This is a genomic window from Pseudomonas sp. UFMG81, assembly GCF_015354575.1.
GTDB lineage: Bacteria > Pseudomonadota > Gammaproteobacteria > Pseudomonadales > Pseudomonadaceae > Aquipseudomonas.
Map to the genome: position 1 here is coordinate 126,541 of NZ_JACAFQ010000017.1, position 19,791 is coordinate 146,331.

Annotated in this window: 18 protein-coding genes and 1 tRNA gene; 10 read left to right on the top strand and 9 right to left on the bottom strand. The window is 62.7% G+C overall.

Annotated features, from left to right (window positions below; translation table 11 throughout):
- Positions 1 to 39 precede the first annotated feature (39 nt).
- Positions 40 to 813 carry a hypothetical protein gene (locus IX761_RS15280; protein ID WP_194790406.1) on the top strand — a complete coding sequence of 258 codons (774 nt, stop codon included), beginning with the start codon at positions 40 to 42 and terminating at the stop codon, positions 811 to 813.
- A gap of 509 nt (positions 814 to 1,322) precedes the next feature.
- Here IX761_RS15280 and IX761_RS15285 read toward each other — a convergent pair.
- On the bottom strand, positions 1,323 to 1,598 hold the full coding sequence (locus tag IX761_RS15285) for a hypothetical protein (protein WP_194790407.1): 276 nt from the start codon (positions 1,596 to 1,598) through the stop codon (positions 1,323 to 1,325).
- A gap of 595 nt (positions 1,599 to 2,193) precedes the next feature.
- Complete coding sequence (locus IX761_RS15290) at positions 2,194 to 2,499, bottom strand: DUF3077 domain-containing protein (protein ID WP_194790408.1); 306 nt, start codon at positions 2,497 to 2,499, stop codon at positions 2,194 to 2,196.
- A 440-nt stretch (positions 2,500 to 2,939) separates the two neighbouring features.
- Between IX761_RS15290 and IX761_RS15295 the strand changes: the two genes are divergently transcribed.
- The 8 genes from IX761_RS15295 to IX761_RS15330 all read left to right on the top strand — a co-directional run bounded on the left by IX761_RS15295 (position 2,940) and on the right by IX761_RS15330 (position 12,515).
- Positions 2,940 to 3,845 (top strand): AraC family transcriptional regulator, encoded by a 906-nt coding sequence (locus tag IX761_RS15295; RefSeq protein WP_194790409.1) that lies wholly within the window; start codon positions 2,940 to 2,942, stop codon positions 3,843 to 3,845.
- A 274-nt stretch (positions 3,846 to 4,119) separates the two neighbouring features.
- On the top strand, positions 4,120 to 5,430 hold the full coding sequence (locus IX761_RS15300) for an ABC transporter substrate-binding protein (protein WP_194790410.1): 1,311 nt from the start codon (positions 4,120 to 4,122) through the stop codon (positions 5,428 to 5,430).
- 67 nt (positions 5,431 to 5,497) lie between these two features.
- Positions 5,498 to 6,421 carry a carbohydrate ABC transporter permease gene (locus IX761_RS15305; RefSeq protein ID WP_194790411.1) on the top strand — a complete coding sequence of 308 codons (924 nt, stop codon included), beginning with the start codon at positions 5,498 to 5,500 and terminating at the stop codon, positions 6,419 to 6,421.
- A gap of 10 nt (positions 6,422 to 6,431) precedes the next feature.
- Entirely contained in the window at positions 6,432 to 7,265 is an 834-nt protein-coding gene (locus IX761_RS15310) for a carbohydrate ABC transporter permease (protein WP_194790412.1), read from the top strand.
- A 183-nt stretch (positions 7,266 to 7,448) separates the two neighbouring features.
- Positions 7,449 to 8,561: an ABC transporter ATP-binding protein gene (locus IX761_RS15315; protein WP_194790413.1), complete on the top strand. Its 1,113-nt coding sequence runs from the start codon at positions 7,449 to 7,451 to the stop codon at positions 8,559 to 8,561.
- Between the two features lie 11 nt (positions 8,562 to 8,572).
- Positions 8,573 to 10,042 (top strand): mannitol dehydrogenase family protein, encoded by a 1,470-nt coding sequence (locus tag IX761_RS15320; protein ID WP_194790414.1) that lies wholly within the window; start codon positions 8,573 to 8,575, stop codon positions 10,040 to 10,042.
- 16 nt (positions 10,043 to 10,058) lie between these two features.
- Positions 10,059 to 11,549, top strand: coding sequence for a xylulokinase (gene xylB / locus IX761_RS15325; protein ID WP_194790415.1), 1,491 nt, complete (start codon positions 10,059 to 10,061; stop codon positions 11,547 to 11,549).
- 33 nt (positions 11,550 to 11,582) lie between these two features.
- The gene (locus IX761_RS15330) at positions 11,583 to 12,515 is read left to right on the top strand and encodes a carbohydrate kinase family protein (protein ID WP_194790416.1); all 933 of its coding nucleotides are present in this window, start codon (positions 11,583 to 11,585) and stop codon (positions 12,513 to 12,515) included.
- Between the two features lie 554 nt (positions 12,516 to 13,069).
- Here the strand turns inward: IX761_RS15330 and IX761_RS15335 are convergent.
- Complete coding sequence (locus IX761_RS15335) at positions 13,070 to 13,933, bottom strand: M24 family metallopeptidase (RefSeq protein WP_228533583.1); 864 nt, start codon at positions 13,931 to 13,933, stop codon at positions 13,070 to 13,072.
- A 145-nt stretch (positions 13,934 to 14,078) separates the two neighbouring features.
- Between IX761_RS15335 and IX761_RS15340 the strand changes: the two genes are divergently transcribed.
- Positions 14,079 to 14,780 carry a 2'-5' RNA ligase family protein gene (locus tag IX761_RS15340; RefSeq protein ID WP_194790417.1) on the top strand — a complete coding sequence of 234 codons (702 nt, stop codon included), beginning with the start codon at positions 14,079 to 14,081 and terminating at the stop codon, positions 14,778 to 14,780.
- Positions 14,781 to 15,053: 273 nt separating this feature from the next.
- Here the strand turns inward: IX761_RS15340 and IX761_RS15345 are convergent.
- From IX761_RS15345 to rplT, 6 genes are all read right to left on the bottom strand, one after another.
- Positions 15,054 to 15,130: transfer RNA gene (locus tag IX761_RS15345), tRNA-Pro, on the bottom strand.
- Positions 15,131 to 15,229: 99 nt separating this feature from the next.
- Positions 15,230 to 15,586 carry a MerR family transcriptional regulator gene (locus IX761_RS15350; RefSeq protein WP_011533210.1) on the bottom strand — a complete coding sequence of 119 codons (357 nt, stop codon included), beginning with the start codon at positions 15,584 to 15,586 and terminating at the stop codon, positions 15,230 to 15,232.
- Positions 15,567 to 15,869 (bottom strand): integration host factor subunit alpha, encoded by a 303-nt coding sequence (gene ihfA / locus IX761_RS15355; RefSeq protein WP_009394049.1) that lies wholly within the window; start codon positions 15,867 to 15,869, stop codon positions 15,567 to 15,569. The genes IX761_RS15350 and ihfA overlap by 20 nt, the downstream gene beginning before the upstream one ends.
- 4 nt (positions 15,870 to 15,873) lie before the next feature.
- A complete protein-coding gene (pheT, locus tag IX761_RS15360; RefSeq protein WP_194790418.1) occupies positions 15,874 to 18,255 on the bottom strand; it encodes a phenylalanine--tRNA ligase subunit beta in 2,382 nt (793 codons plus the stop codon).
- A 31-nt stretch (positions 18,256 to 18,286) separates the two neighbouring features.
- A complete protein-coding gene (pheS, locus tag IX761_RS15365) occupies positions 18,287 to 19,303 on the bottom strand; it encodes a phenylalanine--tRNA ligase subunit alpha (protein WP_194790419.1) in 1,017 nt (338 codons plus the stop codon).
- 111 nt (positions 19,304 to 19,414) lie between these two features.
- Positions 19,415 to 19,771 (bottom strand): 50S ribosomal protein L20, encoded by a 357-nt coding sequence (gene rplT / locus IX761_RS15370; RefSeq protein ID WP_003250671.1) that lies wholly within the window; start codon positions 19,769 to 19,771, stop codon positions 19,415 to 19,417.
- Between the last annotated feature and the right edge of the window lie 20 nt (positions 19,772 to 19,791).

Here is a 19,791-nt window from a genome sequence, read left to right on the forward strand (position 1 = left end):
GACGGCGGGCGCTCCCTTGCATGGCTGGATACCCTCGCAATGACCTTGTTCTACCTGAAACTCTGCGTCACCCCGCTGCTGATGTGGGCCATCTCCCTCGCCTCGCGGCGCTGGGGTGGCCTGCTGGGCGGGTTGTTGTCTGGCCTGCCGATCACTTCGGGGTTGGTGATGACCTTCCTGTGCCTGGAACAGGGCGCCGATTTTGTCCTGGGCGCGGTGCCCGGCGCGCTGGGCGGCCTGGCGGCGGTGCAGGCCACCTATGCGTTCTACCTGTTCGCCACGCGCAAGGCCGGGGTGGCCTCGGCGGCGTTGATGGCGATCCTGTTCTATGGAGTGGCGGCGTATGCCTTCACCCACTGGGGCGGGCTGTACCTGTCGATTGGCGTGGCGCTGCTACTGATCGGCGTGCTGATACGCGTCAGCGGACGGGAACCGCAACCCGACACCCTCACCCGGCCTCGGCACCGCTATTGGGAGATCCCGCTGCGCATGGTGTCCGCCACTTCGTTGCTGATGGTCACGACCAGCCTGGCCAGTTGGCTGGGCCCGGCGACCAGCGGGATGCTGGCGCCGATCCCGGTGATTGCCTGGCCGTTGGTGGTATTCGCCCATGTGCAGGGCGGGCGTGCCGCAATGGCGGCGATGGTACGGGGCAATGCGATCGGGGCGGTGGGGGTAATTGCGTTCTACCTGGTGGTGGCGGGGTTGCTCGAGCGGCTGGGTGTGGCCGTGACCATCAGCCTGGCCATGGGCGTGGCAGTGGCGCTGACCATCGCATTGGCCGCAGGCCTGCGCCGCATACGGGCCAGTTGATGAGCTGAGGGCTCGGCAGCGACTGGGCCTATGAGGCATTGGGCTTGGGGTGTAGCCCCTCCCGAGGTCCTACAAGCTTTCTGGACAAAGTCCAGGCAGCTATTGCATGAGGGCGACCAGGCGCCTGGCAAGAGCTTTTCGGTGCTCTCAAGATCGAGCGCCGCCCGCGCGGCACATCGCCGGCAAGCCGGCTCCCACCCCGACCGCGTTATTCTCAGGACTTGCACTGCACCTGTGGGAGCTGGCTTGCCAGCGATGAGGGCAGCACAGGCAGAACAAGACAGTTGCTCCCACAACTGTTTCGGGCCGTTCATGCCTGCACCGCCTCGGCTGTTCGCCTTGTTTGTACGACGCGGTTCCAACAATGGCGCTGATACCGCACCGCCAGACTTGAGTCATGCGCCAAGGCGGACAGCAGAGACCTCACAAGATAGATTGGCCCGAAACGGATGTGGGAGCCGCGGTTCGCCGCTGCGATTTGCCGGCGATGCGCCGCGCTGGTTGCACGCCTACAAAATTTTCAACGCCCAAAAATGAAAAAAAGCCATCAACAAGCTGAATATCACCAGCGAGACAAATTCGATCGGTGACAATGCATCCACGACAAAAGAAACAAAACCCTCTCCACTCATAAGCTCATAATAGAATCCGCCCACGACTGACGCATACAGAAAGGCGCCCCAAAATTGCCAACCTGCAACAAGCTCCTTGAATACATATCGACTCAACGCCAACGTCACAAAAACATCAACTATCGTTAGCGAAATCAACCCCCAGATGCTCACGTCGCAATATCTTTTATAAGGCCTTATACATCATTCAAGCGTTCACCTCCTCTGTGGTCAACACAAAGACACTCGACACACCTACCAAATTCTCAACACACCAAAATGAAAAGCCATCATCCCCAAACTGAAAACCACCAGCGAAACATACTCGGCCAACGTCAAATTCTTCAATGAAAACATGACGAAACCATGCCCACCTATCAATTCAAGATAAAGCCCTCCCAGTATTACCGCATACGACAAAGCCCCCAAAACCGCCACCCCGCAACCAAGTCCTTGAATACATAATTAGTTAACACTAGCGTGACGACCACATCACACAACGCAAACAACAACAGCTGCAAAATCCTCACTGAGAAGTTCTTTCATCAAATCTAGATCGATATTGCACTCCGAGGCGCTCGAAGCAGTGAGCTAGGCATGCAGGCTACGGATTCAAGCCGGACCTGTATGCCAGCCGCGTCTGAAATTGCCAGCCCGTTTTTAAACGGATTGTTTATCCTCGCCCGCGGGCATGAAAAAGCCGCTTCCGAACTTGCCGGAAGCGGCTTGTGTGAAACTCACCCTGCCCATATTCAGCGCAGGCCAGGCATCACGGCTCGCGGTCGCCTTCCTCAGCCTGGTTCCCTGGCAACTGTCCCTCGATCATTGCCTTGACCATGCCACTGAGGTAGTAGGTGGCGCGCATCAGCGTCTGCGCCTCCTTGGGCTGCCTCAAGGCCTGGTGCGTCAACCCGGTGATGCAGCCGAGGATGATGGTCGTCTCCTGCAGTACCTCCTGCGGCGGCATGCCGGGAATTGCCCGTACCCAGTCGCGCACGGTGTACCGTTTGATGCGGTCCACCAGGCTGATGATTTTCAGTTCGCCTTCGCCCTTGCCTCGATCATCGTTGTCCATGGCCCACCCCCTGGCTTGATAAAGAAAGCGCTCGCCGCGCCCCAACCCACCAGGCCCCGGACCACACCGCGCGATCCTTGCGCAGCGTTATGCCCAGCAGTTCGGGCAACCCTGGCGGGTGAAGCACGACGAGCAGGGCGAGACTAAAGCGACCTTCCCGGGGCCACAACGGGCAAACGGATGGAAAAGGCCCCTTTGGGAAATGGACTACACGAACACGGGAAGAATGACTGTAGGACTGCTGCTGATCGGCCCAGTGTCACGGTAGGAGCCGGCCTTGCCGGCGAGTGCGTCAGCCGTCACACCAGCGCTGCATGATCGGACGCCTTCGCCGGCAAGGCCGGCTCCTACGGGGATTTGCGTTGATGGGTGCGGGGAGCTGCCTGCCCCTGATACTTCGCGCTACGATGACGCCTCGTCCCCAAGGCTCAGTCAGCGCCATGCCCAGAACGAGCAAAGTCACCGATCCGTCCTACGAGCTGATGGACGACCACGAAGGCCACTCGCTGATCTACCGCCAGCACGGCTTCCCCAGCCCGCTGGTGCGCTGGCACTTCCACAAGGAGTACGAGCTGCACCTGATCGTGGCCAGCTCGGGCAAGGTGTTCATTGGCGACTACATCGGCAACTTCGCCCCCGACACCTTGTTCCTCACCGGGCCGAACCTGCCGCACAACTGGATCAGCCAGGTCGCCCCCGACGAGGTGGTGGGCAAGCGTGACATGCTGGTGAACTTCACCGACGAAGTGCTCGAGGATGGCAGCCAGGTGTTCTCCGAGCTCAACCAGTTGGCCCCGCTGCTTGCCCGGGCGCGCTATGGCATCGAGTTCCGCGATCCGGCACTGATCAAGGAGAGCGGCCAGCTGCTGCAGCGTATCGCCGACAGCCGCGGCATGACCCGGCTGGGATACTTTTTTATCCTGATGGAGCAGCTGGCCGCCTGCGACGACTTTCAACTGCTGTCCACCGTCACTTCCTCGCAACTGGCCGACGAGCACAACGTCGAGCGTATCAACCGGGCGGTGGACTACATCTTCCAGCACTACGCCCAGGACCTGAGCCAGAACGAGGTGGCCGAGCATCTGGGCATGACGCCAACCTACTTCTCGCGGTTTTTCAAACAGGCTGCCGGGCGCGGTTTCGTCGAGTTCGTCAACCGGCTGCGGGTAAGCAAGGCCTGCGAGCTGCTGGCCAAGGGCGAGCTGCCGGTGACCGAGGTGTGCTTCGATTCAGGCTTCAGCAACCTGTCGAACTTCAACCGGCGCTTCCTGCAACTCAAGGGCATGACCCCTTCGGACTACCGCAGCCTGGTGACCCAGCGGCTGACCGAGCAGAACCGGGCCTGACTAAGGCACGCGTCTTCCAGACGCAAGGTCTGTAGGAGCGGCCTTGTGCCGCGAAAGGGCCGCGCAGTGGCCCCGGCAATCTTCATCTTCAGTGCAGGGTGCCGGGGCTGCTTTGCAGCCCTTTCGCGGCACAAGGCCGCTCCTACAGAGGGTGCGCATGCCGATCTGCACCGCAAAAAAGTATCAGCCAAGGTGCAGGCGAGGCTTTGTCGACGCCGCTGTGCACGGGTGTAATCAGCGCCGAGCGATACAAAAACAATAAGGGAGTTCACTGATGAACGACTCGATCAAGGCCTGCCTGGCCGCCGCCTGCCTCAGCCTGCCGCTGTATGCCCAGGCCGCCGACACCCTGACCATCGCCACGGTCAACAACAACGACATGATCCGCATGCAGCGCCTGGCCAAGGTGTTCGAACAACAGCATCCGGACATCCAGCTCAAGTGGGTGGTACTCGAAGAAAACGTGCTGCGCCAGCGCCTGACCACCGACATCGCCACCCAGGGTGGCCAGTTCGACGTGCTGACCATCGGCATGTACGAAGCCGCGCTGTGGGGTGCCAAGGGCTGGCTGGCGCCGATGACCGAGCTGCCCGCCGACTACAACCTCGACGACGTGTTCCCCTCGGTACGCAACGGCCTGTCGGCCAATGGCACGCTGTACGCCCTGCCCTTCTACGCCGAAGCCTCGATCACCTACTACCGCAAGGACCTGTTCCAGCAAGCCGGCCTGAGCATGCCCGAGCAACCGACCTGGAGCCAGCTCGGCGAATTCGCCGCCAAGCTCAACCAACCCGACCAGGGCCAGTACGGCATCTGCCTGCGCGGCAAGGCCGGTTGGGGCGAGAACATGGCGCTGATCGGCACCGTGGCCAACGCCTTCGGCGCGCGCTGGTTCGATGAGCAATGGCAACCCGAATTCAGCGGCAACGAGTGGAAGAACGCGCTGACTTTCTATGTGAACACCCTCAAGCAATACGGCCCGCCCGGCGCCTCCAGCAACGGCTTCAACGAGAACCTCGCGCTGTTCAACAGCGGCAAGTGCGCGATGTGGGTCGATGCCAGCGTCGCCGGCTCGTTCGTCACCGACAAGACCCAGAGCAAGGTCGCCGACCGGGTCGGCTTCACCTTCGCGCCCAAACAAGTCACCGACAAAGGCGCCACCTGGCTCTACTCCTGGGCGCTGGCGATCCCCACCAGTTCCAAATCCAAGGCCGCCGCCAGGACGTTCGCCACCTGGGCCACCTCCGAGGCCTACGGCAAGCTGGTGGCCGAGCAGGAAGGCGTGGCCAACGTGCCGCCCGGCACCCGCGCCTCGACCTACAGCGACGCGTACCTGGCCGCTGCGCCATTCGCCAAGGTCACGCTCGAATCACTCAAGCGCGTCGACCCCAACCACCCCACCCTCAAGCCGGTGCCCTACGTGGGCATCCAGCTGGTGACCATCCCCGAGTTCCAGGCCATCGGCACCCAGGTTGGCAAGCTGTTCGCCGCCGCCCTCACCGGGCAGATGAAAGTGGATCAAGTGCTGGCCGCCGCCCAGCAGTCCACCGAACGCGAGATGAAGCGCGCCGGTTACCCCAAGTAACCCGCAGCGCCCCCGTCCGCGCCGAACCCCGGCGCGGTGCCCCCTTCCCGATGCACACGGAGTCGCCATGAACACATCGGCCCTCGACACCCAGAGCCTCGCCAGCGCGCGCCCCGGCAAACGCCGCGTCGGCCCCGGCTGGTTCCTGGTCAGCCCTTCGGTGGCGCTGCTGCTGTTGTGGATGATCGTGCCTTTGGGCATGACCCTGTATTTCTCGCTGATCCGCTACAACCTGCTGTACCCCGGCGAAAACCCGTTCGTGGGCCTGGAGAACTTTAGCTTCTTCGTCACCGACGCCGGCTTCATGCCCGGCGCCCTGAATACCCTGACCCTGGTCGGCAGCGTGCTGGCGATCAGCGTGGTGCTGGGCGTGCTGATTGCCGCGCTGCTGGAGGCCGGCGAGTTCTGGGGCCGCGGCGTGGTGCGGGTGCTGCTGATCTCGCCGTTCTTCATCATGCCCACGGTCAGCGCGCTGCTGTGGAAGAACCTGATCCTGCACCCAGTGTCGGGCATCCTCGCCGCCGTGTGGCGCCTGTTCGGCGCGCAACCGGTGGACTGGCTGGCGCACTACCCGCTGCTGTCGATCATCCTGATCGTCTCCTGGCAGTGGCTGCCGTTCGCCACCCTGATCCTGATGACCGCCATGCAGTCGCAGGACCAGGAGCAGAAGGAAGCCGCGCGCCTGGATGGCGCAGGCCCCTTGGCGATCTTCTGGCACCTGACCCTGCCGCACCTGGCGCGCCCCATCGCCGTGGTGGTGATGATCGAGACGATCTTTTTGCTGTCGGTGTTCGCCGAGATCTTCACCACCACCAGCGGCGGCCCGGGGTTCGAGTCCACTAACCTCGCCTACCTGATCTACAACCAGGCGCTGCTGCAGTTCGACGTGGGCATGGCGTCGGCCGGTGGCCTGATCGCCGTGCTGATCGCCAATATCGCCGCCATCGTGCTGGTCCGCATGATCGGCAAGAACCTCACCGCGCGCAGCTGAGGAGCCCGCCATGCTGACACTCAAGCAAACCCGCACCCTGAAGAACGCCCTGCTCGGCCTGCTGTGCTGGGCCATCGCCCTGGTGATCTTCTTCCCGATCCTGTGGATGCTGCTGACCAGTTTCAAGACTGAGCTGGACGCCTTCGCCACACCGCCGCAGTTCATCTTTGCGCCGACGCTGGAGAACTACCTGCACATCAACGAGCGCAGCGACTACTTCGCCTATGCCTGGAACTCGGTGCTGATCTCGTTCTCGGCGACCCTGCTGTGCATGCTCATCGCCGTGCCGGCGGCGTATTCGATGGCCTTCTTCGAAACCCGCCACACCAAGCGCACGCTGCTGTGGATGCTGTCGACCAAGATGCTGCCGCCGGTGGGCGTGCTGATGCCGATCTACCTGCTGGCCAAGCAGTTCGGCCTGCTCGATTCGCGCCTGGCGCTGGTCATCGTGTACACCCTGATCAACCTGCCGATCGTGGTGTGGATGGTGTACACCTACTTCAAGGACATCCCCGTGGACATCCTCGAAGCGGCGCGGCTGGACGGCGCCGGCACCTGGCAGGAGATCGTCCGCGTGCTGCTGCCGATCGCCCGCGGCGGGCTGGCCTCGACGTTGCTGCTGTCGTTGATCCTGTGCTGGAACGAGGCGTTCTGGTCGCTGAACCTGACCTCGTCCGCCGCCGCCCCGCTGACCGCGCTGGTGGCCTCCTATTCAAGTCCCGAAGGGCTGTTCTGGGCCAAGCTCTCGGCCGTCTCGACCCTGGCCTGCGCGCCGATCCTGATCTTTGGCTGGATCAGCCAGAAGCAGTTGGTGCGCGGGCTTTCGTTTGGGGCTGTGAAATGAGTTTCGCCTTCAAGCCTGCTGGGGCTGCTTTACAGCCCTTTCGCGACACAAGGCCGCTCCTACAGGGGATCGCGGTTGCCTGTAGGAGCGGCCTTGTGTCGCGAAAGGACCGCAAAGCGGTCCCGGCACCAGCAGCCTTTCTACATCCCAAAAGCCCTTGCACCACTCCCCTGGAGGCCCCCCATGGCTGACCTTAAAATCCGCAACCTGCACAAAGGCTTCGATGGCCACGCCATCATCAAGGGCATCGACCTCGACGTGCGCGACCGCGAGTTCGTGGTGTTCGTCGGCCCCTCCGGCTGCGGCAAGTCCACCCTGCTGCGCGTGATCGCCGGCCTGGAAGAAGTGAGCAGCGGCAGCATCACCCTCGACGGCGCCGACATCACCGACACCGCCCCGGCCAAGCGCGACCTGGCCATGGTGTTCCAGACCTACGCCCTGTACCCGCACATGACCGTGCGCAAGAACCTGTCCTTCGCCCTGGACCTGGCCGGCGTTGCCAAGCACGAGGTCACCGCCAAGGTCGACAACGCCGCACGCATCCTCGAGCTGCAACCGTTGCTGGAACGCAAACCTCGCCAGCTCTCCGGCGGCCAGCGCCAGCGGGTGGCGATCGGCCGCGCGATCGTGCGCAACCCGAAGATCTTCCTGTTCGACGAACCGCTGTCCAACCTCGACGCCGCCCTGCGCGTGCAGATGCGCCTGGAGCTGGCGCGCCTGCACCAGGAGCTGGCGGCGACCATGATCTACGTGACCCACGACCAGGTCGAGGCCATGACTCTGGCCGACAAGGTGGTGGTGCTCAATGGCGGGCGCATCGAGCAAGTGGGCTCGCCGCTAGAGCTGTACCACCACCCGGCCAACCTGTTCGTCGCGGGTTTTCTCGGCACGCCGAAGATGGGGTTCTTGCGCGGGCACCTGAGTCGTAATCAAGGCAACCAGTGCGAGGTGGCACTGGAGTGTGGTGCGCGCATCGTCCTGCCGCTGTGCGCGGGGGAACTGCATACCGGTAGCCAGGTGACGCTGGGGATCAGGCCGGAACATCTGACCATCAGCCATGCCTGCCAGGGCACCCTGGGCTCGCTGCAGGTGACGGCCGATGTCAGCGAGCGGCTGGGCAGCGACAGCTACTGCCATGTGCGCGCCGCATCCGGCGAGATGCTCACCGTGCGCGTGCGCGGGGACTTCGCGCCGACCTTCGGCGAGGCCCTGGAGCTGACCTTCGACCCCGCCCATTGCCACCTGTTCGACAGCAATGGCCAAGCCCTCGACAAGCGCCTGCAACAGGCGGCCTAAGGACCCTCAGGATGAAACTCAACCAACACAACCTCCCCCGCCTGGCGGTCGCCCGCCCCAGCTACGACCCAACGCATCTGCGCCAGGGCATCGTGCACATCGGCGTCGGTGGCTTCCACCGCGCCCACCAGGCCGCCTACACCGACGCCCTGATGAACCTGGGCGAAGGCCTCGACTGGGCCATCTGCGGCGCCGGCCTGCGCCACGAGGACCGCGCCATGCGTGACGCCTTGGCCGCGCAAGACCACCTCTACACCCTGTTCGAACTGGGCGACCAACCCGACACTCAAGTCCGCGTGATCGCCGCCATCAACGGCATGCTGCTGGCCGAAGACGGCGCCGAAGCGCTGCTGGCCAAGCTCGCCGAACCCGCCATCCGCATCGTCTCGCTGACCATCACCGAAGGCGGATACTGCATCGACGACAGCACCGGCGAGTTCCGCGCCGACCTGCCGCAGATCCAGCACGACCTGGCCAACCCGCAAGCCCCGCAGAGCGTGTTCGGCTTCCTCTGCGAAGCCCTGCGCCGCCGCCGCGCCGCCGGCAGCGGGCCATTCACGGTGATGTCCTGCGACAACCTCCCACACAACGGTAACGTCGCCCGCAAAGCCCTGCTGGCCTTTGCCCACCTGCAGAACCCCGACCTGGCCCAATGGATCGCCCACCACGTCAGCTTCCCCAACGCCATGGTCGACCGCATCACCCCAATGACCAGCCCGGCCCACCGTCAGCAGCTGCTCGAGCGCCACGGCGTCGACGATGCCTGGCCAGTGGTGTGCGAGCCGTTTTTGCAATGGGTGGTGGAAGACAAGTTCGTCGCCGGCCGCCCGGCCTGGGAAAACGTCGGCGTGCAGTTCACCGACGACGTCACGCCTTATGAAGAAATGAAGATCAAGCTGCTCAACGGCAGCCACCTGGCGCTCACCTACCTGGGCTTCCTGCAAGGCTATCGCTTCGTCCACGAAACCCTCGCCGACCCGTTGCTGCGCCGCTACATGCGCACCTTCATGGACCAGGTCGTGACCCCGCAACTGGCCCCGGTGCCGGGCATCGACCTGGCGCGCTACAAGCACAGCCTCACCGAACGCTTCGCCAATCGCGCCATCGCTGACCAGCTGGAACGCGTGTGCTCCGACGGCTCGTCGAAATTCCCCAAGTTCATCGTGCCCACCGCCAACCGCCTGATTGCCGACGGCAAGCCGCTGGAGCGCGTGGCCCTGGTGGTGGCGGCGTGGGCCCTGTACCTGCGTGGCATCGATGAGCGCGGCAACCACTACAACATCCCCGACCCGCGCGCTGCCGACTGCCAGGCTCGGGTGGCGCAGCGCGACGGCCTGGCCGCCCGGGTACTCGGCGACGAGGCAATCTTCGGCACGGCAATCCCGGCGTCCAAGGCCTTCGTCAGCGCCTTCGAGCGCCTGTACGACAGCTTGCGCGAAGTCGGCGTGAGTGAAACCCTGCGCCAGGTCCTCGGCGACTGACACGGAGGCTTTCGACATGGACGGACTGTTCCTCGGCATCGACTGCGGCACCCAAGGCACCAAGGCCCTGGTGCTGGACGCCGGCAGTGGCCAAGTGCTCGGCCTGGGCAGCGCCACCCATGCACCGCCCCACGGCCGTGATGGCCGGCGCGAGCAGGAGCCGGCGGACTGGCTGCGGGCACTGGCCATCGCGGTAGCGGGTGCGCTGCGTGAGGCCGGTGTCGAGGGCCGGGCGATCCGCGCACTGGCGGTGTCTGGCCAGCAGCATGGCCTGGTGCTGCTCGACAGCAAGGGCCAGGTGCTGCGCCCAGCCAAGCTCTGGTGCGATACCGAGACTGCGCCCGAGAATCAGCAACTGCTCGATGCGCTGGGTGGCGCCCAAGGCTCGCTCGAACGCTTGGGGCTGGTGATTGCGCCCGGCTACACCGTGTCCAAGTTGCTGTGGACCCAGCGCCATCACCCCGAACTGTTCGCCCGCATCAGCCATATTCTGCTGCCCCACGACTACCTGAATTACTGGCTGACCGACCGCGCCTGCAGCGAGCCCGGCGATGCCTCCGGCACCGGCTACTACGACGTGCGCCGCCGCGCCTGGGCGGCCGATGTGCTGCAACGTATCGCGCCCGGCGAGCGCCTGCTGGCGGCGCTGCCGACGCTGGTCGAAGCTGGCGACTGTATCGGCACCCTGCGCCCACAGGCCGCCGCGGCCCTCGGTTTGAGCCCGCAGGCATGGGTGGCCAGCGGCGGTGGCGACAACATGCTCGGCGCCATCGGCACCGGCAATATCGCCCCCGGCATGATTACCCTGAGCCTGGGCACGTCCGGCACACTGGCCGCTTACGCCGACCAGCCCCACGTCAGCCCACAGGGTGAAGTAGCGACCTTCTGCGCCTCCAGCGGCGGCTGGCTGCCGTTGATCTGCACCATGAACCTCACCAGCGCCTGTGCCCTGGTGCGCGACCTGCTGGAGCTCGACCTCGACCGTTTCACTGAGCTCGCCGCCCAGGCCCCGATCGGCGCCGACGGCCTGCTGATGCTGCCGTTCTTCGACGGCGAGCGCGTGCCCGCATTGCCGGAAGCCACCGCCAGCCTGCACGGTATGACCAGCTTCAACCTGACCCGCGCCAACCTCTGCCGCGCGGTGCTCGAAGGTACCTGTTTCAGCCTGCGTTACGGCCTCGACCTGCTGCGCGAAAGCGGCCTGCACGGCAGCGAAATCCGCCTGGTGGGCGGCGCGGCGAAAAGCCCGTTGTGGCAGCAGGTGCTGGCAGATTTGCTGGGCTTGCCGGTGGTGTGCCCCCGACAGACCGAAGCCGCGGCGCTGGGTGCGGCGGTCCAGGCTGCCTGGAGCCTGGGCCGGCAGTTCGGCCGGGGTGACAGCCTTGAGGTGCTGTGCCGGCGCTGCGTGGCGTTGGACGAAAGCACCCGCACCCTGCCCCGCCCAGTACAGCAGGCCGCGTACGAAGTGGCCTATCGACGGTATCGGGATCATCTGCCGGCGCGCTGAGCGTCTGCCCCCTCTTTTGAATTGGAGAAGTTCATGTATCTGGTGTGTGGCGAGGCCCTGTTCGATGTGTTCAGCCAGGAAAACAGCACCCGCAGCAGCGAGCTGGGGTTGACCGCGATTGCCGGCGGGTCGCCGTTCAACGTTGCGGTCGGCCTGCGTCGGCTGGGCGTGGAATCGGCGATGTTCGGCGGATTGTCCAGCGACTACCTCGGTGCCCGGCTGCGCCGGGTGCTGGAAGAGGAACGGGTGGACTGCCGCTATGTTGTGACCAGCGATGCGCCGACCACGCTGGCCATGGTTGGGCTGGATGCCGGTGGCTCGGCGCATTATCAGTTTCGCGGTGAAGGGTGTGCGGATCGGCAGGTGAAGCTGGAGCATCTGCCGGAGCTGGATGAGCGTGTGCGAGGGGTGCATGTGGGGTCGTACACCCTGGTGGTGAAGCCGGTGGCCGATACGCTGATGGCGCTGGTGGAGCGCGAGCGGGACCGGCGGTTGATCAGCCTTGATCCGAATGTGCGGCTCAATCCGCAGCCGGATGTGGCGCTGTGGCGGCGGCAGGTGGAAGCGTTTGCTGCACATGCGCATGTGATCAAGGCCAGTGATGAAGACCTCGCCCTGCTCTATCCAGGTCGGGAAACTCGTGATGTGGCCCGTGGCTGGCTTAACGAACGCTGCCGGTTGGTTTTCGTTACCCATGGGGCAGATGGCGCCAGCGTGCATTGCGCGCATGGCTCATGGCAGCGTCCGGCGGATACCTCGTTGCCAGTGCGCGATACCGTGGGTGCCGGCGATACGTTCCAAGCCGCCGTGCTCGCCTACCTCGCCCGCCTTGGCGCCGACACCCCGGCCAGGGTGACGATGCTCGATCGCGCGACCCTCGATGCTCTGCTCGACTTCGCCATCCGTGCCGCCGCGATCACCTGCTCCCGGGTCGGGCCAGACCTGCCGTTCGAGCACGAGGTGTGATCCACACGCGCAAGGCCATGCCGCCCCTTCGCCACGCCGCAGGGCGGGACTGGATTCAGTTGGGGTCGAGGAACAATGGCGTTAAATGCCGGGAAAGATGACGCCGGATGCTATCGACCTTGGGATCAATTGCCGGCTAAGCACACGTGCGATAGAACGCCTCGCCGGCATCGGTCAGGGGAAGGCAGTTCGGATACGACGTTCCATATTGAGAATGTAAGTTTCTGCATGCCTCAGATCGCCTACGTCAGGGCTGGAGGCAACCAAGCGTATGTGAAGCCCCCGGCAGATGGTAGAAGCAACTCGCATCGGGCAACTTTCGCCCCGAGGCTGTCAATTGAGCACATAGCCAGCTATTGGTCCTGCAATTATTTGCTTTTGATAATCAGGCCATAGCCCACATGAAGCCCGATACAATCAAATGCAGCAGTATATTTGATGCCGGAGTACGGGTTTTCGGATGAAGGTGCACTCAAGGAATACCTCAAGGTAAAAATTTGGCCGGATCGTTAGCGTACGTCGGGTTATATCTTCTACTACTTGGCCAACAGCAATTAGTCCACCAATCGACTTAGCAGCCGGTGCCCGTCAACTGTAACCTCCACCATCGCAGACAGCATGACGCTGTCTGCACCATCCTGAGTGAGGATTGTCCAAAAATCAGGCGGCTGAAACCGCACCCCGAAGGCACCTGCCTTCGCAATCACATAAATGTTCAGCACCTGCCCTGGTTGCATGAGGGGGTCATCGTTTATGTTGCCCTTGTAACCCAGCACCTGAGGTTCCTGAATGCGCGACTGCCCCATGGCATAGCCCGCGAGTTCATGAATCGCAACCGCCTGGTTGGCATCAAGCACCTCTTGAATGGCCTGGCCCACATTGAACAGCCGCTCGCCAGCACGAACCTGATCAATGCCACCGCGCAACGCTCTGCGGGCTGTTGCCAACAGCTGACGCTGCTGTTCGGTGGCGTTGGCGGTGGCAAATGTCCAAACCTGGGCGACATGGGCCTGGGCTGATGCGGCAACCAACTCAACTTTGACCAAGGCTGCGCTCGGGAATGGCGTATCAGTAGGCAGTGCGTTACCCACTTGGCTGTTCACCGAAACCGGCACTGCTGCCGTGTAGCCTTTGTAGCCCACTAGCATTGGTAGCCAGCCGTAGTGTTCGAACTGCGTCAATACGTAACGTTGAATCGCCGCACCGCTGCCGCCCTCACGGATCATCGGCTTGACCTTGAGTAACAGGTCACTGGCCAACGGTGCGAGCCGAGCCTCCTCGACAAGAATTGTCGAGCTATCTAGTTGAGTGATGCCGACCGCACGGGCGCGATTAGCTTCGGCATAATTCTCGAGTGACGACTCTATGGCGAAAATATTCACGCAATAGAACAACAGCAATATCCCTATGCTTCTCAAAATTTAACTCCTTGGCTGTACGCTCAGCATGATGATAACTGGCCCCACTGAAGCGGCTTGGATGAATATTCCTCGGCTACGCTTGATCTCACTCATCAGAGCGACCCTGCACTGCAATCGCTCAGCAAGCGTAGGAGAAGTGACAATGCTCCCGACTATCGTGAAGAAAACGCTCGTACTGACAGCACTGTTGCTGGCTGCGTCGTCAGCTGTTGCCCGTGATGACTTGATCGCCATCGACATTCTCATACAGCCCAGCGCGAAAATGGTCGAAGAGGCCGGTAAATGGAATGGTTTGATGCGCGAGCAAAGCCCAAACGGCTTCGAACTGGACGCAGAGCACGCCCCGCACATTACCTTGCTCCAGTTGTACATTGCGCAAACTGACCTGCCGAAGGTTGTGGCAGCCGTTGACAGCGTGAAGTCAAAGAACAACCTGGGCAGTCTCGAAATGACGGCAACTGGGCTGTACCACATTCCGAATGGCAACGAAGGTTTGGCTGGTATCGTTATCGAGCCGGCCGAACGTTTGAGCCAGTTGCAGCAAGCGGTCATCGATGGCGCGGGCCAGTATGCGGTCAAGGACGGCGATGTCTCGGCCTTCGTGCCCGACAAGTCTGGTGTCGCCTTCCCCACGGCCCTGTTCGCGTACGTCGACACGTTCATCCCCAACCAGACCGGTGACAGATACAAACCACACGTGACGATCGGCGTTGCACCGCTCGATTGGCTCAAGGCGCTTGAAAAGAAGCCATTCGATCGTTTCACCTTTGGCGCCAAAAACATTGCGATATATCAGCTTGGTAATTACGGCACGGCTTCAAAGCGTCTGGACAACAGTCACTAAATTGCCGACACCTGATGGACGCTGTGGGTCGAAAGTGGCCATCCGAAGTTCACCATTTGCAGATCAGTTGGGTGCGAGCATCTGACCATCATCCCCTAAAGGTAAATGGCCCTGAGCAGCCCTCAAGCACGGCTTTCGATGCACTATGCAGCCCGCGAAACCTAATCAACATTTCGGTGGCGCAAAAAGTGGGGTAAATTTTTATCAGCGGCAAAATGCGAAGGCATAAAAAAATCCAGTCACCGCTAGGTGACTGGATTTTTTGGAGTATTTTGGTCGGGACGGAGTGATTCGAACACTCGACCCCTTGCACCCCATGCAAGTGCGCTACCGGGCTGCGCTACGCCCCGACATCATTCTCGATACCGCTGAGAACGTTGAAGAATTTAACCTAACCTTTTGAATAATGGAAGCTTTTTTTCAAAAATTTCCACTCGTCGCCAACCAGGTCACTTCTTCAACACCACCAACACATCCTCCAACTCGGCAATCATCTGCCGAATCAGCTGCTTGTACTGGCTGGACTCATCCTTGACCTCATCACTGGAGAGCCGCAGCCGCGCCCCGCCAATGGTAAAGCCCTGGTCATACAGCAAAGCGCGGATCTGGCGGATCATCAGCACGTCTTGGCGTTGATAATACCGCCGGTTGCCGCGGCGCTTCACCGGGTTGAGCTGCGGAAATTCCTGCTCCCAGTAGCGCAGCACGTGCGGCTTTACCGCACAGAGCTCGCTGACTTCACCGATGGTGAAGTAGCGTTTGCCCGGGATGGGGGGCAGCTCGTCGTTATGGCTTGGTTCCAGCATAGGCCTCTACCCGGGCTTTCAGCTTCTGCCCTGGACGAAAGGTGACGACGCGGCGTGCGGTGATCGGGATCTCTTCCCCGGTCTTGGGGTTGCGGCCCGGCCGCTGGCGTTTGTCGCGAAGGTCGAAGTTGCCGAAACCGGACAACTTGACCTGCTCGTTGTCTTCAAGCGCGTGCCGAATTTCTTCGAAAAACAGCTCGACCAGCTCCTTGGCCTCTCGCTTGTTGAGCCCCAGCTCCTCGTACAGCCTTTCGGCCATCTCAGCTTTCGTCAGAGCACCCATGCCGTTATTTCCTTAACGTGGTGTTCAACCTTTGTTCGAGCGAGGCGAGGATAGATTGCAGGGTTTCGTTCACCTCATCGTCGTTAAGAGTGCGCGATGGATGTTGCCAGGTCAAGCCGACGGCCAGGCTTTTTCTATCAGGATCAATGCCTTTACCCTGGTAGACGTCAAACAGCCTGAGGTCTGTGAGCCATTCGCCGGCATTGTCACGAATTACTTCAAGCACGGCGCTGGAAGCAACATCACGGCCTGCGATCAAGGCCAGGTCACGACGGGTTTCCGGGAACTTGGACAGTTCGCTGAACTTCGGCAGGCGGCCTTCGACGACATCACCGAGTACCAGCTCGAAGACATACACCGGGCGGTCGAGGCCGAGGGTCTTGGCCAGCTCGGGGTGGATGGCGCCGAGGTAGCCGACTTCCTTGCCGTCGCGCTCGATGCGGGCAGTCTGGCCGGGGTGCAGGGCTGGGTGCTTGCCGGCGACGAAGGTGAAGTCGCTCAGGGCGCCCGAGTAGCCCAGCAGGGCTTCCACGTCGGCTTTGACGTCGAAGAAGTCGAGGCCGTCGCGGCCGTTGGCCCAGCCTTCGGGCAGGCGGCTGCCGGTGACGACGCCGGCGATCATCGGCTGCTGCTTGAGGTCACCCAGCTGGCCGACGAAGCGCAGGCCGCTTTCGAACAGGCGCACGCGGTCTTGCTGGCGGTTGAGGTTGTGCTGCATCGCCTTGACCAGGCCCGGCCACAGCGAGGCGCGCATGGCGGCCATGTCGTTGGAGATCGGGTTGGCCAGCAGCAGCGGCTCGACACCTGGGGTGAACAGCTCGAACAGTTTCGGGTCGATGAAGCTGTAGGTGATCGCTTCCTGGTAGCCGCGGGCGACCAGCAGGCGGCGCAGGTTCGGCAGCTCGCCGCGGGTCTCTGGGCGAGCCTGAGGTGCGAGGCGGGCCTGCGGGTAGCGCACCGGCAGGTTGTTGTAACCGTACAGGCGGGCCAGCTCTTCGATCAGGTCGACTTCCAGGCTGATGTCGAAGCGGTGGCTTGGGACGCTGACGGTCCACTGCCCTGCCCCACTGGCGCTGGTGGTCAGCTCCAGGGCGTTGAGCAGTTGCTCGACCTGGGCGGCTTGCATTTGCATGCCGAGCATCTGGGTGATGCGTTCGTCGCGCAGGGTGATCGGCGCGATGTTCGGCAGGTGCTGCTCGCTCACGGCTTCGACTATGGGGCCTGCTTCGCCGCCGACGATGTCCAGCACCAGGGCGGTGGCGCGCTCCATGGCTTCACGGGCCAGTTGCGAATCCACGCCGCGCTCGTAGCGGTGCGAGGCGTCGGTGTGCAGGCCGTAGGAGCGGGCCTTGCCGGCGACGGAGATCGGCTCGAAGAAGGCGCTTTCCAGGAACAGGTCGCGGGTCTTCTCGGTGTTGACGCCACTGTGCTCGCCGCCCATCACGCCGGCGATGGCCAGGGCGCGGGTATGGTCGGCGATCACCAGGGTGTCGGCGCGCAGGGCGACTTCCTGGCCATCGAGGAGGACGAGCTTCTCGCCCTCCTCGGCCATGCGTACCCGAATGCCACCGTTGATTTCGGCGAGGTCGAAGGCGTGCATCGGCTGGCCGAGTTCGAGCATCACGTAGTTGGTGATGTCGACGGCGGCGTCGATGCTGCGCACGTCGCTGCGGCGCAGGCGCTCGACCATCCACAGCGGGGTCGGCTTGCTCAGGTCGACGTTGCGGATGACGCGGCCCAGGTAGCGCGGGCAGGCTGCTGGAGCACTGACTTCCACCGAGCGCACTTCGTCATGGGCAGGCGCTACGGCCGGCACCACCGGGCGAGTGACCGGCACGTCGTACAGGGCGCTGACGTCGCGAGCCAGGCCCGCCAGGGACAGGCAGTCGCCACGGTTCGGGGTCAGGCCGATCTCGATGCTGGCGTCGTCCAGGTTCAGGTACTGGCGAATGTCCTGGCCAACCGGGGCGTCAGCCGCCAGTTCCAGCAGGCCGTCGTTCTCTTCGCTGATCTGCAGCTCGGCGGCCGAGCACAGCATGCCGAAGGATTCGACGCCGCGCAGCTTGGCCTTCTTGATCTTGAAGTCGCCCGGCAGTTCGGCACCGATCATGGCGAACGGGATCTTGATGCCTGGGCGGGCGTTGGGGGCGCCGCAGACCACCTGGAAGGTTTCCGCGCCGCTGCTTACCTGGCACACACGCAGTTTGTCGGCGTCCGGGTGTTGTTCGGTGGTGAGGATCTCGCCCACCACGATGCCGCTGAACTGGCCGGCAGCGGGGGTCACGCTGTCGACTTCGAGGCCGGCCATGGACAGGCGGGCGACCAGTTCGTCACGGGAGACTTGCGGGTTTACCCAACCGCGCAGCCACTGTTCACTGAATTTCATGCTGTTCTCCTAGAATTTGCGTCGATTGGGCCTAGCGGAATTGCGCCAGGAACCGCAGGTCGTTGTCGAAGAACAGACGCAAATCGTTGACGCCATAGCGCAGCATGGCCAGGCGCTCGGCGCCCATGCCGAAGGCAAAGCCCTGGAATTCTTCCGGGTCGATGCCGGACATGCGCAGCACGCTCGGGTGGACCATGCCGCAGCCCATCACTTCCAGCCAGCCGGTCTGCTTGCACACGCGGCAGCCGTTGCCGGAACACATCACGCACTGGATGTCGACTTCGGCGCTCGGCTCGGTGAAGGGGAAGAACGACGGGCGGAAGCGCACGGCCAGTTCTTTCTCGAAGAACACCCGCAGGAACTCTTCGATGGTGCCCTTGAGGTCGGCGAAGTTGATGCCGCGATCGATCAGCAGGCCTTCGACCTGGTGGAACATCGGCGAGTGGGTGATATCCGAATCACAACGGTACACGCGGCCCGGGCAGACAATGCGGATCGGCGGTTGCGTGGATTCCATGGTGCGCACCTGGACCGGCGAGGTGTGGGTGCGCAGCAGCATGTTGGCATTGAAATAGAAGGTGTCGTGCATCGCCCGGGCCGGGTGGTGGCCGGGGATGTTGAGCGCTTCGAAGTTGTGGTAGTCGTCTTCGACCTCGGGGCCTTCGGCGATGCCGTAGCCAATGTGGGTGAAGAACTGCTCGATGCGCTCGAGGGTACGGGTGATCGGGTGCAGCCCGCCGGTGGTCTGGCCACGGCCTGGCAGGGTGACGTCGATGCATTCGGCGGCCAGGCGAGCGTTGAGCTCGGCCTCTTCAAAGGCGGCCTTGCGTGCGTTGAGCACGTCGGTGACGCGTTCCTTGGCGTCGTTGATCAGCGCGCCAACCTTGGGGCGCTCTTCGGCTGGCAGGTTGCCCAGGGTCTTCATCACCTGGGTCAGCTCGCCTTTCTTGCCGAGATATTGGACCCGGATCTGTTCCAGGGTAGTGATGTCTTCAGCGCGTTCCACGGCCTCGAGGGCTTGGGCGACCAGCGCGTCCAGGTTTTCCATGTACAGACTCCAGATACGAAAATAGGGGAAGAGCTTTTGAAGGCTCTTCCCCTATCCGATGACGTTTTACACCCGACGGCGCAGGCGCCGCCGGATGATTGTCGTGGGTACTTAAGCCAGTACGGCTTTAGCCTTCTCGACAATCGCAGCAAACGCCGCTTTTTCGTTCACTGCCAGATCAGCCAGAACCTTACGGTCGATTTCGATCGACGCTTTTTTCAGGCCAGCAATCAGACGGCTGTAGGACAGGCCGTTGGTGCGGGCACCGGCGTTGATACGAGCGATCCACAGTGCGCGGAACTGACGCTTCTTCTGGCGACGGTCGCGGTAGGCGTATTGGCCTGCCTTGATGACCGCTTGCTTGGCTACACGGAATACGCGCGAACGTGCACCGTAGTAACCTTTAGCCAGTTTCAGAATTTTTTTGTGACGCTTACGAGCGATAACGCCGCGCTTAACACGAGCCATGAGTAACTTCCTCTATCTTA